Genomic DNA, 16225 nt, shown 5'->3' with positions numbered 1-16225 from the left:
CAGGAAATCACAACAAGAACAATCAACTGAGCACTTTTCCTGCTCTGACTGTATGGGCGCCCAGTCTTAAATAGAAACAATCTATACGCTGCATACAAGATGACGTAGAAACCCAAAACTAGCAAAATCGTCATCAGCATTTCAGAAAAAGAACCTGTCGTGATATGCACGCCAAAAAAGTTCATACTCTACTCCTCAACATAATTCTAAAAGCATTACAGACGATGCAATTCCAAAATATCCTGGCGGCATAACTCAGTAACTAATTTATGTAATTTTTCAGTCGCTACAGCGGGAAAGCGAGACGATAGATCAGACAAGCTGATACCGGGACAGTCCGAAATGCAGCGGATCAACCGTATGCCCTGCTCATCCAGGTTCAGCTTGGCACCATTGGCAATGACATAATGATCGGCAAGGCCATACGGCTGGTTGGCGCTTAATCGAATCCCGGTGTGTCCGGAGATTGGCGCGGCATTCGGATCACCAAATTTTTCCAATGCCAGTGTCGACTCGACACGTATTGCCCCGGTAAACTCATCCATGAAGCGTTGGTAGTTCAGTGGATCATTGATAAAGGCATTCAGATGCTCACTTACAGAAATCAGCGTATCCTGATCTTCTTCCCAGTGACTCAAAGACTGTCGCGCATCAAGGAAGCCCTGCATCTGCTTCATTACCCAGCTCAGGTAATCCATGGTATAGGCGGGGAAGGTACCCAACGCCAGATGGAATGTCGGCTCACCCAAAGGCAGCGGGTTATGCCACCAGCCCCGGGGAAGATAGAAAACATCTCCGGGCTCCAGGATGAAATCCATATAGGGCTCTGGTGGACAAGGGTATTGCTGCTCGTAATCCTTGCTTTGCTGGGTATAGAGTGGAGATTCTAGTGACGGCTCATAGACAATCCACCGTTTACGCCCGATCAACTGGATAGCAAATACATCCCGAGTGTCCCAATGGCAACGAAAGGAGTCTTTCTGACCAAAAGCGACATAGGCGCTACTGACCACCTGCCGACCGGTGAACTCAGCAACCTGTCGCGAGAATTGGCTGACCTTGGGTTCGTTCTTGATCTTGTTAGCGATCAGCGTGGCACCCTTTCGCAAATAGTCATAAACCACAGGTTTGATCAGTCGATGGCGCAGAGTGCCAATATCGTAATACCTCTCCACATACTCATGCTTTGGCCTAACCCCATCAAAAGACAATTTGAAGTCTTCGGAAGCCACATCGCCTCTTTCGAACAACTCATTTACATCCTTCCAGGAAAACCTTCTTATGGAAGCCGCGTTCTTTATAAGCAATGGTTTCTTTTCCTGGTACTGCTCAAGAAAATTACACGGCGAAATATTAAAATCTATTCCCATAAAATATTCTCTATATATGCGAACCACCTTCCCAGCCTGAAAACCACCCTATGCGCCAAGAGACTAGAATGGTGACCTACTAAAGCATATACCTCTAACCTCCTAACACACTGATCGCCAAATCGCAGAACGCAACCCTGTATTGTAGAAACCTGAAATGAGAAGCCCTTACAGACAAACTCTTGCAAATATATTTCCTACAATCCAAAACCGCACCAAACATCAGGTTATGGGTTAATTAAAAAAACACACTCCAATCACAGCACCAGTATAACCAACCACTCCAACTACTATCCCTCCAACCATGACAGGGACAGCCCCACCCCTGAGCTTATCTATACCACTAACATTTAGCTCTCGCACAACCCTTCTTCAACACCTTTGGAACATCACTATAAAATATACCCATAACCTCATCCACACATAACCCTACAGATGTAGTGCCATCAAAGAACATATCGACTCATCACCGCTGCCAGCAGCTCCCCTCGACTCTTTACTCCTTTCTTCCTCAAAATGGAGCAGACATGATCTCTTGCCGTAAACTCACTGATATCAAGCGCCAGCGCAATCTGCTTGTTTGACTTCCCCTGTAGCAAAAGTTGGAAAACTTCTTTTTCTCTCGGAGTCATAACCTTTCCATATCTTCTAATTATCTGGACATTTTTCCAGTCACTGAATAGAGCGGCTCCAATGCCCATTCGTACAAGCGGCGCTTGTCCTGAATGATGTCGCCTTCCAGCAGCATGCCAGCCTGCAAGGGCTGTGAATTTCCATATGCCTGGACAGTCTGGGAGTCGAGGGCCACTGTTACCCGGTAGAACAGCTCCGCTGGCATACTTACGTCTTGCAATGCACTGGCAATATGGGGCGGCAATTCCTGAGCTGCATAAGGGCTCCTGGCTACGTCTGTTACTCTCCCACGAGCCATGCCGAACTTCTGGTAGGGGTAAGCAGCGTAGCGCATCAGGACCGCCTGGCCTGGCTCGACGAATCCAGCCTGACGTGGTGCCACATACAGATGTGCCGACAGGGTGCTGTCGTACGGGATAAGGCTGGCCAACAGGGTACCCGCCGCAACCTGCTGGCCGATCTGCACATTCACCCCCGTCACATGGCCTGCGAAGGGCGCAACGCTGACCTGTTCGGTACGAACGTCATTCTCCGCCTGTTCCTGCCTGACCTGGGCGATCGCGTTGTCAATGTCGGTCAACTCCGTATCGTGCCGCAACTCCAGCTCCTGGCGCTGCGCGAGCAACTCTGTGCGCTCACGATCCAGGTTCGCACGGGCCCGCTGGATACTTTGCTGTTGCCCCTGCAGCGTCAGCAGCTCCGCCTCGGCCTGTTGCAACTGGGCTATGGAAAGGAAACCCGCCTCGACCAGTTCTTGTTGGCGTTGCAAGTGTATGTCCGCCAACTCCACCCGCCGCCCCAACAACCGCACCTCCTCCCGAAACTGTTGCAACTCTCCGTCAATCGTAGTCAGGCGGCTATCGAGCATGCGCAGCTGGCCGGCGGTACGCTCACTTGCCAGTGCCCGATTGCGTTGCAACAGCAATGAACGCTGTGCCAGCTGCTCGGCGATCAGTTGCTGAGTGCCCCCGGTAATGCTGAAACGCTCACCCGATACAACGAATAGTACCTGCCCGGCTTCGACGTATTGCCCCTCGGTTACCCTGACATCGGCAAGCAATCCCGCGGCAACGGACGTCAGGCGCAACATGCCCTGCTCAGGCATCAGCAAGCCCGTGACAGACGCTTTGCGGGTATAGGTACCAAAGTAAGCGAAGACCCCGACCAGCAGGATAAGCACACCAGCAAGAATAGCCGCGACCCGATAACCCCAAGGCTGGTGAATGAGCACACTACCGAACCGTTGCTCCCCCTTTGTGGCGAGCGCTTCAGCGCGGAATAGCGCAGTTTTGCTCCTTGAAAAATCAGACATCCCTTGCTCTTATTAATATTGATTTCGATTCTCGTTAAATCTATCAGGAAAAATATTAAATGCGAGACGCAACTCCCAGCTCCATGACTAAAGTCTCATTCCTCACCGCTGATCAGAGAGAATATAAAGCGCCGCCATTGCAACCAGACACCAGCCACGCTTGCTAGAATGCCCCTTTCACCTCGGGAATCGGTCACATGGATATCAGCCTGGCCCGCACCTTTCTGGAGATCGTGCGCTGCGGCAGTTTTGTCGCTGCGGCCGATCGGCTGCATGTCACCCAGGCCGCCATCACCTCGCGCATCCAGAGCCTGGAAAGCCAGCTCAATTGCACGCTGTTCATCCGCAACCGCTCCGGTGCCCGCCTGACCGCGGATGGCGAGGCGTTCATCACCCATGCCACGCAGATGACCCAGGCCTGGGATATGGCCCAGCGCGACCTGCCGTTGCTCAAGGGTTTCAGTGATGTGCTGCATATCGGTGGCGAGGCCAGTTTGAGTACGCCGTTGCTGCTGCACTGGGTACGGGCCCTGCGCCGGGAGATCCCCGAGCGTTCGGTGCGTGCCGAGATCGGTGATAGTGGGGTGCTGATGCAGCGCGTGGAGCAGGGTTCGCTGGATGCGGCGCTGGTCTATCAGCCCGAATATCTGCCCGGTCTGCAGGTGGAGGAATTGCTGGAGGAGAAGCTGATCCAGGTGAGCCTGCCTGGCCAGCCGGAACCCTATGTGTATATCGACTGGGGCGAGCATTTCCGGCGGCAGCATGATGCCGCCCTGCCCGACAAGGCCCGTGCGCCGGTGACCTTCAACCTGGGGCCGCTGGCGTTGCAATACATACTGGAGTCGGGCGGTTCGGGGTACTTCCGCAGTCGGGTAGTGCAGAGCTATCTGGACAATGGCCTACTGGAACCGGTAAGCATGGCGCCGGAGTTCAGCTTTCCGACCTACCTGGTGTATTCCCGGCAGCGCGAGTCGGTGGTATTGGACCAGGCGCTGAAGCTGTTGCGCGAACTGACCCATACCAGCCAGGACTGGTCCCAACGCTGGGACCCGATGATCTGAGTCGCTCAGGCCATATGGTTGACCAGGTCACGATGCAGCGCAGCGATCACATCGGTCTGGGTCACCAGGCCGACCAGTCGGCCATGGTCCAGCACCGGCAGGCAGTGCAGTCCCTGACTCGACATCAGCGGAATCATGTCGACCACATGGGTCTGACCGTCCACGGTGACCACTGGCGCGGTCATCACCTTGTGCAGCGGCTGGTCACGCCACAGGTTGATGCGCGTCGGCAGGATCCGGCCCATCGGCAGATCCAGCTGCGCCAGTAGATCGCTCAGACTGATAATGCCCTGCACCACGCCTTCACTGTCCACTACCGGCAGGGTCTTGACGTGGTGATGACGGAACAGACGGATGGCCTGCATCACCGTGGTGTCCGGGCCGACCGTGCGGATATCCCGCGACATGATCTGCTCGGCGCGGATATTGCCCATCTTGCGCCGCAGCGCCGAGCTTTCGGTATCACGGATGATCTGCTCCAGATCGTCCCGGGTGATATCGATAAAGGCGCCGAACTTGTCCAGTGCGCGGTCCAGATCCTCTTCGGTGAAGCCGACGCGTTGCTCCGGCAGGATATCGCGGGTGTGGTGCAGATCGGCCCGCGGTGCCTGCTTGGGATAGCGGATGCCGGTGAGGTTGTTGTACAGCGTGGCGCAGAACAACAGGCAGCAGGCGTTAAGCATGATCGGCAACAGCAGCCAGCCACCCAGCGGCGCCAGCAGATCACCGGCGAGCACGATCACCAGCACCATGGCGCTGCCCGGCGGATGCAGGCAGCGCAGCAGCGACATACCCAACACCACGACAACCACAGCGATGATCAGCAGCCAGCTGGTGGTCATCTCCGGTAACGGCAGATGCAGCGCCGCCACCCCGACCACACCCGCCAGCAGATAGCTGCCCAGCACCGGCCATGGCTGGGCCAGTGCTCCGGACGAGACCACGAACAGCAGCACCGCCGAGGCACCTGCCGGCCCCAGCAGGACCATCGCCGTGGTCGGCCCGTACAGCAGGCTGGAAATCCAGAAAGTGCAGGCCACTGCCACCGCCACGCCAGTAGCGGCACGCAACCACTCGCCGGGGCGAGTCTGCACGGTGCGCGGCAACCAACCGAATAAACGACGGGAAAGGGTCAGCAACTGACCGGATATCATGCGTACTCCTGCCGGTGATTAGTGACGGCAGTGGAGCACATCAGAAACCGGAACTTTGCCAGGGGGAAATAAAAGAGTCGCTATTCTGCCCGCCGGCATGAATACAGACAATTCAATAATAATTGATGAATAGAACAACAATTTTTATATAAGGAACACCAAACCGACGCGCTGGCGAGGCCGCAGGCGTAGCGCGGGGGCGCTACACCCCAGGGGCAGTGCCAGGGTTGTCGAGCACCCGCTCGACGACAAGGGGTTGGAGTAATCTGCTAGACCGCAGGCGTCGCACCCGAACGTGGACGGGGCGCTACACCCAGGAGCCGTGCCAGGGTTGTCGAGCACCCGCTCGACGACAGCGGGGCCGAGCTAATGGGGGGACTGCAGGTGCGCCCCCCCGGCCATGACATCAGCTCAACGCCCAGCTTGAACCAGGTCAGCGGACTGCTCCTGCACTCTCGCGCCACGAATGGTCATCGCGCAGTTGAAGGCCATCAGCAGCATGCCGGCAGCAAAGATGCCTCCGCCGATCATCCGCACGATATAGCCAGGGTGGCTGGCTTCCAGCGCTTCGACGAAGGCATAGGTCAGGGTGCCGTCGACGTTGACCGCACGCCACATCAGGCCCTGGGTGATGCCATTGACCCACATCGCGACGATGTACAGCACGGTACCCATGGTAGCCATCCAGAAGTGCAGGTTGATCAGCCGGATGCTGTACATGCCGTCCCGGCCCCAGAGCCTCGGCACCATGTGGTAGAGCGCACCGATACTGATCATCGCCACCCAGCCCAGGGCACCGGCATGCACATGGCCGATGGTCCAGTCGGTGTAATGGGACAAGGCATTGACGGTCTTGATCGCCATCATCGGGCCTTCGAAGGTAGACATACCGTAGAACGCCAGGGCCACCACCAGGAAGCGCAACACCGGATCGCTGCGCAACTTATGCCAGGCACCGGAGAGAGTCATCATGCCGTTGATCATGCCGCCCCAGCTGGGCGCCAGCAGGATGATCGACATCACCATGCCCAGCGTCTGCGCCCAATCCGGCAGTGCTGTGTAATGCAGATGGTGCGGGCCGGCCCAGATATACAGCGCGATCACTGCCCAGAAATGCACGATCGACAGCCGGTAGGAATAGATCGGCCGATCCGCCTGCTTGGGCACGTAGTAGTACATCAGCCCGAGAAAGCCGACCGACAGGATGAAGCCAACCACACTGTGCCCATACCACCACTGGATCATCGCGTCCGTAGCACCGGCATACACCGGATAGGATTTGAACAGCGAGACCGGCACATCGATATGGTTCACCACATGCACCAGGCCAGTGACGATGATGAAGGCCCCATAGAACCAGTTGCCGACATAGATATGCTTGACCTTGCGCCGGGCAATGGTGCCGAAGAACAGGTAGGCATAGGCCGCCCAGACGACGGTGACCAGCGTGGCGATCGGCCAGATCATCTCGGCGTATTCCTTGCTGGTGGTATGCCCGCTGGCGTAGCTGAGGATGATCGCCACGACGATGGCCTGCCAGGCCCAGAACACGAAATTCGCCATCCGGTCGGACACCAGCCGCACCCGGCTGGTGCGCTGCACCACATACAACGAGGTGGCAAACAGCGCGCCGCCACCGAAGGCGAAGATCACCAGGTTGGTATGGATCGGCCGGAGGCGACCGAAACTGAACCAGGGCAGATCGAAGTTCAGTGCCGGCCATACCAGTTGGGCGGCGAGGACCACGCCCATGGCCATGCCGAGCACACCCCAGACCAGGGTCATGATGGTGAACTTGCGGACCACATCGTAGTTATAGCCGGGCTCCGATGAGCCCGCTGAAGCAGAGGGGATATTCATGAAAACTCCGTGAAGCCAGGCAGGACGAGCAATAACGCGGGACAGTTTGCGCCTCACATTAAGTAAAATCAAAACAGTAATAACTTACCTTTAATTAGATATTTTTTATATTTGACGAAAATCAAGGCAAGCGCAACGAAGCGCTGCCTCATGACCCGGAGCACAAATTAGGCGTATCGCCCGCACGCGGACCAGGACGCTCCATGCCGTGGAGTCGGCTTTTGGAGGGTCGAGTTCCATCTCGACCAGCAGCCTGGCGGCAGACACCGCTGGCCGGGATGGAACCCGGCCGTCCATCATGCGTGGTGCGGTCGGAGCCCTAGAAAAACAACCGCCGGCTCAGCTCCTTGCTGGCCTCCAGCAGCACCGGGAGGAAGCGGGTCTCCAACTCCTGACGGGTCACCCGGCTGACCGGGGTCCCGACGTTGAGCGCAGCCAGCACCTGGCCGGCGGAGTCGCGCAGCGGTACTGCCAGCGAACGCAGGCCCATTTCCAGTTCCTGATCACTGATCACCCAGCCACGCTGGCGAATCTGCGCCACCACCTCGCGGATCGCCTGGGGTGTATGCAGGGTACGGCTGGTCTTGATCTGCAGGGTGGTGTGTTCCAGATAGTCCTCCAGCGCCGCATCATCCAGCGCGGCCAGCAGAATCTGGCCCATGGACGTGCAGTACGCCGGCAGGCGGCTGCCGACGCTGAGGTCGATCGAGATCAGCCGCAGCGGTATCGACGAACGCGCGACATAGAGGATCTCGTCACCTTCCAGGGTGGCCATGGAACAGGCTTCATTGAGTTGGTCGCTGAGCCGGTCGAGAATCGGTTGTGCCGTGACCGCCAGCGGCGTGGAGGACAGATAGGCATGCCCCAGCGTCAGTACCTTGGGCAGCAGCGAAAAGGTGCGGCCGTCGGTGGTGGCGTAGCCGAGCTTGATCAGCGTGTGCAGGCAGCGACGCACCGAGGCGCGGGGGATCTCGGTACGATGGCTGATCTGGGCGATGGTCAGATGCCGTTTGCGCTCCTGAAAGGCATGGATCACCGCCAGTCCGCGCGCCAGCGAGGTCATGAAGTCGGGGTCGCCGGTCAAGGCATCGATGCGCTTGGCCGGTGAGGCGATGATCGCCGGTGCCACCGGCACGGAGCCGGGGCGGGAGTCATCAGACATGCGAAGCACCTTGTGAGCAGACAACGCCTGATCATCGCCCATCAGTGCGCCACCATACAACCAGGCCGGCTGAAGGTCTGCGGAGGGTCGAGTTCCATCTCGACCAGCAGCCTGGCGGGAGACGCCGCTGGCCGGGATGGAACCCGGCCTTCCATCAGTTGGTGCGGCCGGCGCCCTCGAGATCGAAGTCGACCGGGTCGCGATCGACCTTCCATAGTGATGTGCCAGCTGTTTCAAAACAGCGTCCAAGTGTAGCTCAGGATCAGCCGGTTCTCGTCTATGTCGGTGCGGTAGTTGGAGCGTGCCGTGACGTTGCGCACCCGTACGCCCAGGTTCTTCAGCGCCCCGCTCTGCACGGTATAGCCGATATCCAGGTCGCGCTCCCATTCCCGGCCCTCGAAACCCATCCCGGTATCGACGTTGTTACCGCGGATATAGCGCAGCGTGGTGACCAGCCCGGGGACGCCGACGGCAGCGAAGTCGTAGTCGTGCCGCACCTGCCAGGAGCGCTCGTCGGCACCGGCGAACTCATAGGTGGGCACCTCGTTGCCCAGCGGCGTGATGTTGTTGAACACCCGCGGGAAGGCATCATCACCGAACATGGCCTGGTAGCCCAGGTAGAAGGTGTGACCGCCATGGCGTGCCGACAGCAGACTGTAGGCCGCACGGTTGTCGATATCGCCGAGCAGGCGGTCGCCATCTTCCTGCGAGTCGTAGAAGCCCAGGTTGGCGCCCAGTACCCAATCGCCCAGCGGCTCGCTGTGCTTGAGGCTGAAGAAGCGCTGGTTGTAGATATCCTTCAACTGCGCGTACCAGGCCCCCACCGACGTGCGCTGGTCATTGAACGCGTAATCGGCACCGACATAGTTGAAGCGGTCGGTCGCGGCATCACCGCCCAGTTGCGGCACATGGCCGAGCTTGGCGCGCATCTTGCCGTCACCGGCCTCATTGAGCAGGCTGCCGGAACGCAGCTGGCCGCCCTGCAGGGTCAGGCCATCGATCTCCCGCGAGACGATACTGGCACCCTGATAGGTCGGCGGCAGCAGGCGGATGTCGCTGAAGACCAGCACCGGCAGGTTCGGCGTCAGTTCACCAACCTTGAGTTCGGTCTGCGACAACCGCGCTTTCAGCGCCGCACCAAAGCGCCCGTAGTTGTCCGGCGCCTTGCCATCGCTGCCGGCTGGCAACAACCCGGTATTGATCCGGCCGCCGCCACTGTCGAGCTTGATACCGAGTTGCCCGAGCACGTCGACACCGAAGCCGACGGTGCCCGGCGTATAACCGGATTTCACATTGAGGATGAAGCCCTGGGCCCACTCCTCGGCCCTGGATTGCTGATTGGCGCCGACGATACCCGAATAGTCCCGGCTGAAGTAGTAATTGCGCGCCTGCAGGGTAGCGCTGGCTCCCTCGACGAAGCCTTCCACCTCGGCGGCGGACAGCGAAGGCAGGTACCAGGTGGTGCCTATGGCCAGGGCAAGCATGGAGAATGACTGTTTTTTCATGGAATTCGACTCGTTTTTGTTGTTTTCTGGCTGCACGTTGCCAACCCCCGGGGCCAGGCCCCGGCAGCGCAACGTTATGGTTCGGTTATTCAGCGGACGGGTTGTTGCTCCCGCTCCAGACAGGGTGACGACGGGGTGGCGGCCGGTTTCCTCAGGCCGAGCAACAGATGCGCGGCCATACCGAAGATCAATCCCCAGAAGGCCGCGGACAGACCCAGGAAGGACATGCCCGAAGCGGTAACCAGGAAGGTGATCAGCGCCGCCTCACGATCCTTCGGTATGGCCATGGCCCCGTTCAGCGAGTTGGCGATGGCTGCCAGCAGCGCCAGGCCAGCCAGGGCGGCGATCAGCGCAGCGGGAAAGGCCGTAAACAGCGATACCAGCGTGGCACCGAACAGCCCCAGCACCAGGTAGAACACCCCACCCGAGACCCCGGCCACGTAGCGTCTGGTCGGATCCTCGTGGGCCTCCTTGCCGGTGCAGATGGCGGCGGTGATCGCCGCCAGGGTCAGCCCATGGCAGCCGAACGGTGCCAGCAGCAGCGAAGCCGCTCCATTACTGGTCAGCAACGGACTGGCCGGCGTGTCGTAGTAACCATCACCACGCAGCACGGCCATGCCGGGTACGAACTGCCCGGTCAGCGCCAGCATGACCAGTGGCAGCGCCACGTTGAGGGTTGCCTGCCAGGTGAATTCGGGGCTGATCCACACCGGCATGGCCAGGCCGACCACCAGCGCTTCACTGCGCAGTTCGCCCAGGCCCAGGGCAATGCCCACGCCGACCATCAGCACCGCCAGTACCGCGTAGCGCGGCATCAGGCGTTTGGCCAACAGGTAGGTGAAGAACATCGCCAGCACCAGGGCCGGCTGGTCCTGCAGCGAGACGAACAGGCCCGTGCCGAAGCTGAACAGGATACCGGCCAGCATGCCGGCGGAAATCGCCGCCGGCAGCTTGCTGATGATGCGATCGAAGCTGCCGGACAGCCCCACCAGCAGGATGATGGCACTGCTGACCAGATAGGCACCGACCGCCTCGTTCATGCTCATACCCGGCAGCAGGGTGATCAGCAGCGCCGAGCCGGGAGCGTTCCAGGCGATGATCACCGGCACCTTGTAGCGCAGGCTGAGCACGATACCGAGCACCCCGCTGCCGATGGAAATGGCCCACACCCAGGAGGACAGCACGTCGTGGGGCATATCCGCCGCCTGGGCCACCTGGAAGATGATCACCAGAGGACCGGCATAGGAAATGACCGTCGCAATGAAACCGGCGACCAACGCCGAAACTGAAATGTCCTTGAGTAATGCCTTCATGTCGTCTCGCGTATCAGGATCAAGCCTGAGTGGTACTTATTTTAGGGCTGAAGCCAATGGTACTGAGTCAAGGCGTCGAACGTCATCTCATGGCCATATCCCCACCGGCGTCATTGCGAGCCGCGTAGCGGCGCGGCAATCCATGTTGGCGGAAGACTCGGTGGATTGCTTCGCCCTACGGCCTCGCAATGACACGGTTATACCGGTGGTGCAACGCAAAGCAGGCTTAACCAGGTGACTTTCGCTCAGACCTTGGCCGCCATCAGCGGAGCCGCAGCTGCGCCCTGCTGCTTGCCCGACAGTACGAACAGGGTCATGGCCAGCGCCGCGATCACGCCAGGGATGGCGAAGGCGATGAAGTTCAGTTGCAGCGGCAGGTTGATACCCAGCAGTGCACCACCCAGCAGCGGCCCGACGATAGCGCCGTTACGACCGATACCCGAGGCCCAGCCCAGACCGGTGGAACGGATCGACAGCCCATAGAACTGCGCAGCAGCGGCATACAGCAGGATCTGCGTACCGATCACCGTGGCTCCAGCAATGGTAATCAGGGTATAGAGCACCGGCATCGGCGTCTTGATGCCCAGCAGACTGATGGAAATCACCGAGACTACGAAGAAGGCCACCACCACCTTGCCCAGATGGAAACGGTCACCCAGCCAGCCCCCGAGAATCGCCCCGAACATGCCGCCGAAGTTCAGCGCCAGCAGGAACGACAGGCTCGAGCCCAGGCTGTAACCGGCGTTGGCCATCAGCTTCGGCAGCCAGGACCCCAGCGCGTAGACCATCAGCAGGCAGCAGAAGAATGCCACCCAGATCGACAGCGTGCCCAGCAGGCGCCCGCCCCGGAACAGATCCAGCACCGAGTTCTTCTGGCCCGAGGTATCCAGCATCTGCAACTCGGCATCGGCTGGCAGCTCCGCCTCCGGCTGCACGCGCTTGAGCAGGACGCGGGCCTCTTCCGAACGTCCCTGGCGCACCAGGAAGCCCACCGATTCGGGCAGATACAACAGGATCACCGGCAGCAACAGCAGCGGCACCACCGCAGCGAAGAACATCACTTCCCAGCCGAAGCGCGGCAGCAGGAAGATACCCAGCCCGGCAGAAAACATACCGCCCAACGAGTAGCCGCTGAACATGACCGCCACCAGGGTGCTGCGCAGCTTCTTCGGCGCGTACTCGTTCATCAGCGCCACCACGTTGGGCATCAGCCCACCGCAGCCCAGGCCGGCAAGAAAGCGAAAGATGGCGAACTCGGTCGGCGTGCTGGCGAAGCCGTTCAGCACCGTGGCACAGCTGAATAGCAGAAAGCAGATAGTGATGCCCTTCTTGCGACCGATACGGTCGGCCAGGGTGCCGAACACCAGGGCACCGAACATCATGCCGAACAGCGCATAGCTGCCCAGCGCACCCGCCTCCAGCGGGGTGAGGCCCCATTCCTCCATGATCACCGGCAGGACCACGCCGTAGATGAACAGGTCGTAGCCGTCGAATATCAGCAACAGGGCGCACAGCCCCATGATCAGCCAGTGGAAGCCGTTGAAGCGAGCATCATCGATGATCCCGTGAACATCTATCTTGCGCATGGCGTCGGTTCTCTTGTTGTTGTTGTCGAGTCGGTATCGAGCTTGGATGGACAGCGCTGGCAACATGGCCAATTGTGTCCGTTTGATGAAGCCTACGACGCCAGGCCAGTGATCAATATCCGTTTTCTGCAGCATCTTTATCCGTTTTCTGCAGAACGGGAGAAGAAAGTCAGTCCTGACGGGCCAGCATGCCTTCAGCCGGTGTCGTGAGGTAGGGCGCCAGTACCGGGGCCATGCTTTTCAGCACCTGCGCCGGCAGCGCCGAGGTGAAATGGAAGGCACCGGCCCCTTCGCCGGGAACGAAGGCGGTCAACGTGCCGAAGTGGTTGGGGCCGAGGAAGAATACGAAGGTGGCGGTACGGTTCATCACCTCGCTGGAAATCACCGCGCCGCTGGCCGTCACGGTGTGGATGCGGTTGTCGCCGGTACCGGTCTTGCCACCGACCTCCAGCGGTTCGCCGTTGGCGGTCATGAATACGCCCTGCAGGCGGCGCCCGGTGCCGTCGAGTACCACCGCCGACAATGCCTGGCGCAGCGCTGCCGCCACCTCGCTGTGCAGTACCTGCCGTTCCCGGCCCGATGCCGGCTCGAAGCGGGTTTCCCATGGCGTGTCAGCGGCGAAATGCAGACTGGTGATGCGCTGCAGATCCAGGCGCTTGCCGTCGTTGAGGATGATCCCCATCAGCTCGGCCAGGGCGCTGGGGCGATCACCGGAGCTGCCCAGCGCGGTACCCAGCGAAGGCACCAGATGCGGGAACGGATAGCCCACCCGCTGCCAGCGACGGTGCAACGCATCGAAGGCTTCGCGCTCGAGCATGGTACGGATGCGCACGTTGCGCGCGCTGGCATGTCGGGTACGGAACAGCCAACCGTAGACTTCCTGGCGCTCCACCGCGCTGGCCGACAACACCTCATTGAGCGTGGCCTGGGGATTCTGCTTGAGGTAGCCGAGCAGCCACAGTTCCAGCGGATGGATCTGCGCGATATAGCCCTGATCGGTCAGGTTGTAGCTGCCTGGAGCATACGTACGGTACAGGCGCTCGATCCGATCCGGCTTCTGCGGCACCCGCACCCGCTCTTCGAGAAATTCCCGAAAGGTCTCGAAGTCCGCCTGGGGATACAGCGTCCGATGCACCACCGACAGGCGCGCGGCAATCGGTTGCACATGCTGCATCAGGCGCTCGAAGCGCTGTTGCTCATCCATGCCGGCGTAGCGCCGCCAGAAGCGCTGCAGATAGACCCGCCCTTCCCGGTCGGCAAAGGTCTGCAGGTAGGCCTTGCGGCGCGGATCGCGGTCATTGGTCAGCAGGCTGTCGGCCTCTTCCACACTCTGGTGCAGGCTGTAGCGCACCACATCGCGCAGCAGACGCACGTACGGCAGGTTCAGCGACTCCTGCAGCGCCTGCTGCACCGTGACGATGCGACGGTTGTCCTCCTTGCGGAAGTTGTTGAAGCGCTGCACCCCGCCACCGGTGAAGAACTGTTCCCAGGGTGAGGCGGAATAGCGGCGCTGCAGCGCCGCCTCGAGCATCTCGGCCAGGCTCGCCTGCGGCTTGGCCTGCAGATAATCCACCGCCCAGTTGGTCAGCGGATCACCTCGGTTGGCAGTGATCTGGCGCAGCATCTGGGCCTCGGCGCCAGCCAGTTCGCCGTGCAGTTCGGCAATGATTTCCAGATAGCTGGTCAGCACCCGCAGCTTGGCGGTCGACCCCAGCTCCAGCTTGCTGCCGGCATTCAGGTCGAACGGCATACCGGTGGTGTCGGTCTGCACCCGTACCTGGTTGCCGGAGGCGGTACGCTCCATCAAGGTGAAGCTGTAGCGCACCTGCGCCGCCTGCTGGCGCGACAGCAGGGTTTCCCCCAGCAATCCCGCCTCGGCGGCGGCTTCCTCATCGGCGAGGTTTTCCAGAAACGCCGTCACCGCCCGTTGCAGCCCCACATCCAGACTGCTGCTGGCCTGCAGATCGAGGCGGTCCAGATCATAGAATGGCCGCCCCAGCAGCGAGGCCAGCTGGTTGCGGGTTACCCGCGCGGCCTTGTCGGCGCTGGTATGCTCCAGCAGTGGCTGGGTTTGCCAGTCGCGAAACGCCATCGGCGTGCGTAATGCGGTCTGGGCCAGGTCTTCATCGATACGCTGATGGTTGGCCAGCAGACGGATATGACTGTCGATCAGCTCCTGCAGCTCGTCCCGCCCACCGAGCAGATACCAGCTGGGCCGCCGCTGGGCGATGATCAATGCCAGTGCCTGGCGCAGCGCCAGCGCCTGTGCGGCCTGCCCCTGCCGGCCATCGAGGCTGGCGCTGAAGTTGTCAATATCCTCGGCGAACCAGACCCACAGTGCATCGCCAATACCATGCACTTCGCCGTGGCCGGGCGCGGCCGTCAGCGGCACGCTGTTCAGGTAGTCCCGTACCAGTTGCTGACGTGCCTCCAGCGTCTCCGGCCCATTCATATAGGCACGCACGCTGGCCGAGGCCATCTGCCGCAGTTTGTCCATCGGCGACTGGGTACGTCCCTCGAAGGAGTGGCGGTATTTTTCCATCTGCGTGGCCAGGGTGCTGGCGCCGTGGCTGGGGCCATTGCCACCCAGAGAGCTGGTTACCATGGCCACGGAGGCACCCGCCAGCCGCGGCCAGTCCACCGCCGGGTTGGCCCGCGGCAGCGCCGGGTCCAGCAACCGGCGGTTCTCGATGAACAGCAGCGCCTCCACCAGCAACGCCGGGATACTCTCGAACTCACTGAAGCTGGAACGCGGGTAGGTGAACCGGTAGATCGGCTCACCGCGGTAATCGAGCACCTCCAGGCCGGTGTGGGTTTTTTCCTGGTAGGGCAGGAACAGCCCATGGTCGGCATAGTCCAGCAACTCGCTGGAAAAGCGCGCCTGATGGCTGATGCCGTAGCCCTGCTGCTGCAATCTGGGCTGCAGATCCGGAATCAGGCTGTAACCCAGTCGCTGATTGAAAGGACCGGCCTCCGGAAAGCGGATAGCCTCGCTCTCGCCATCACCAAGCTGGTAATGGAGTCGACTGGCATAATCGCTGATCCACTGCGATTGGAACCAGGCATACCGAAACTCGAAGCCTGCTACGCAAAACAGCATCAACGATACGACGCCCACCACAAGCCAGATCCGCAGCCTCATAGTCCCCTCGTTCACTGGTTCGCTTTCAGTCTAGTTCAGGGCTGGGATTCCAGCAGCGAGATTCGCCGCTGGATTACATCGCCCGGCCGGCTCGCAATGGCATGAGAACGGGCGATACAAAGGTGCG

11 protein-coding genes are annotated in these 16225 nt (G+C 60.2%); 1 reads left to right on the top strand and 10 read right to left on the bottom strand.

All coding sequences use genetic code 11. The annotated features are described in order from the left end of the window. Positions 1-215 precede the first annotated feature (215 nt). The 3 genes from CQ007_RS01515 to CQ007_RS01505 all read right to left on the bottom strand — a co-directional run bounded on the left by CQ007_RS01515 (position 216) and on the right by CQ007_RS01505 (position 3315). A complete protein-coding gene (locus CQ007_RS01515) occupies positions 216-1370 on the bottom strand; it encodes a JmjC domain-containing protein (RefSeq protein ID WP_105643142.1) in 1155 nt (384 codons plus the stop codon). 446 nt (positions 1371-1816) lie between these two features. Continuing rightward, positions 1817-2002 carry a LuxR C-terminal-related transcriptional regulator gene (locus CQ007_RS01510; protein WP_158256698.1) on the bottom strand — a complete coding sequence of 62 codons (186 nt, stop codon included), beginning with the start codon at positions 2000-2002 and terminating at the stop codon, positions 1817-1819. Between the two features lie 20 nt (positions 2003-2022). Continuing rightward, a complete protein-coding gene (locus tag CQ007_RS01505) occupies positions 2023-3315 on the bottom strand; it encodes an HlyD family secretion protein (RefSeq protein ID WP_105643141.1) in 1293 nt (430 codons plus the stop codon). Positions 3316-3512: 197 nt separating this feature from the next. On the opposite strand from CQ007_RS01505, the gene CQ007_RS01500 reads away from it, so the two are divergent. Then, positions 3513-4376: a LysR family transcriptional regulator gene (locus CQ007_RS01500; protein ID WP_105643140.1), complete on the top strand. Its 864-nt coding sequence runs from the start codon at positions 3513-3515 to the stop codon at positions 4374-4376. A gap of 5 nt (positions 4377-4381) precedes the next feature. Here CQ007_RS01500 and CQ007_RS01495 read toward each other — a convergent pair whose 3' ends face one another. From CQ007_RS01495 to CQ007_RS01465, 7 genes are all read right to left on the bottom strand, one after another. Then, positions 4382-5530, bottom strand: coding sequence for a CBS domain-containing protein (locus CQ007_RS01495; protein WP_105643139.1), 1149 nt, complete (start codon positions 5528-5530; stop codon positions 4382-4384). A gap of 411 nt (positions 5531-5941) precedes the next feature. After that, complete coding sequence (gene ccoN, locus CQ007_RS01490; protein ID WP_105643138.1) at positions 5942-7390, bottom strand: cytochrome-c oxidase, cbb3-type subunit I; 1449 nt, start codon at positions 7388-7390, stop codon at positions 5942-5944. 319 nt (positions 7391-7709) lie between these two features. After that, the gene (locus tag CQ007_RS01485; protein WP_105643350.1) at positions 7710-8552 is read right to left on the bottom strand and encodes an IclR family transcriptional regulator C-terminal domain-containing protein; all 843 of its coding nucleotides are present in this window, start codon (positions 8550-8552) and stop codon (positions 7710-7712) included. Positions 8553-8785: 233 nt separating this feature from the next. Continuing rightward, a complete protein-coding gene (locus tag CQ007_RS01480; protein WP_105643349.1) occupies positions 8786-10057 on the bottom strand; it encodes an OprD family porin in 1272 nt (423 codons plus the stop codon). A gap of 89 nt (positions 10058-10146) precedes the next feature. Then, positions 10147-11370 carry a benzoate/H(+) symporter BenE family transporter gene (locus CQ007_RS01475; protein ID WP_105643137.1) on the bottom strand — a complete coding sequence of 408 codons (1224 nt, stop codon included), beginning with the start codon at positions 11368-11370 and terminating at the stop codon, positions 10147-10149. A 245-nt stretch (positions 11371-11615) separates the two neighbouring features. Next, positions 11616-12956 (bottom strand): MFS transporter, encoded by a 1341-nt coding sequence (locus tag CQ007_RS01470; RefSeq protein ID WP_105643348.1) that lies wholly within the window; start codon positions 12954-12956, stop codon positions 11616-11618. Positions 12957-13125: 169 nt separating this feature from the next. Then, positions 13126-16098 (bottom strand): transglycosylase domain-containing protein, encoded by a 2973-nt coding sequence (locus CQ007_RS01465; protein WP_105643136.1) that lies wholly within the window; start codon positions 16096-16098, stop codon positions 13126-13128. Between the last annotated feature and the right edge of the window lie 127 nt (positions 16099-16225).

The sequence above is a fragment of the Pseudomonas sp. MYb185 genome (assembly GCF_002979975.1).
Classification (GTDB): Bacteria; Pseudomonadota; Gammaproteobacteria; order Pseudomonadales; family Pseudomonadaceae; genus Halopseudomonas.
This window is presented reverse-complemented; position numbering and strand designations above follow the sequence as displayed.

What these genes read in the sequence shown, in the direction of transcription:
- CQ007_RS01515 (WP_105643142.1), bottom strand. Translation starts at nt 1,370, where the DNA reads ATGGGAATAGATTTTAATATTTCGCCGTGTAATTTTCTTGAGCAGTAC.
- CQ007_RS01510 (WP_158256698.1), bottom strand. Translation starts at nt 2,002, where the DNA reads ATGACTCCGAGAGAAAAAGAAGTTTTCCAACTTTTGCTACAGGGGAAG.
- CQ007_RS01505 (WP_105643141.1), bottom strand. Translation starts at nt 3,315, where the DNA reads ATGTCTGATTTTTCAAGGAGCAAAACTGCGCTATTCCGCGCTGAAGCG.
- CQ007_RS01500 (WP_105643140.1), top strand. Translation starts at nt 3,513, where the DNA reads ATGGATATCAGCCTGGCCCGCACCTTTCTGGAGATCGTGCGCTGCGGC.
- CQ007_RS01495 (WP_105643139.1), bottom strand. Translation starts at nt 5,530, where the DNA reads ATGATATCCGGTCAGTTGCTGACCCTTTCCCGTCGTTTATTCGGTTGG.
- ccoN (WP_105643138.1), bottom strand. Translation starts at nt 7,390, where the DNA reads ATGAATATCCCCTCTGCTTCAGCGGGCTCATCGGAGCCCGGCTATAAC.
- CQ007_RS01485 (WP_105643350.1), bottom strand. Translation starts at nt 8,552, where the DNA reads ATGTCTGATGACTCCCGCCCCGGCTCCGTGCCGGTGGCACCGGCGATC.
- CQ007_RS01480 (WP_105643349.1), bottom strand. Translation starts at nt 10,057, where the DNA reads ATGAAAAAACAGTCATTCTCCATGCTTGCCCTGGCCATAGGCACCACC.
- CQ007_RS01475 (WP_105643137.1), bottom strand. Translation starts at nt 11,370, where the DNA reads ATGAAGGCATTACTCAAGGACATTTCAGTTTCGGCGTTGGTCGCCGGT.
- CQ007_RS01470 (WP_105643348.1), bottom strand. Translation starts at nt 12,956, where the DNA reads ATGCGCAAGATAGATGTTCACGGGATCATCGATGATGCTCGCTTCAAC.
- CQ007_RS01465 (WP_105643136.1), bottom strand. Translation starts at nt 16,098, where the DNA reads ATGAGGCTGCGGATCTGGCTTGTGGTGGGCGTCGTATCGTTGATGCTG.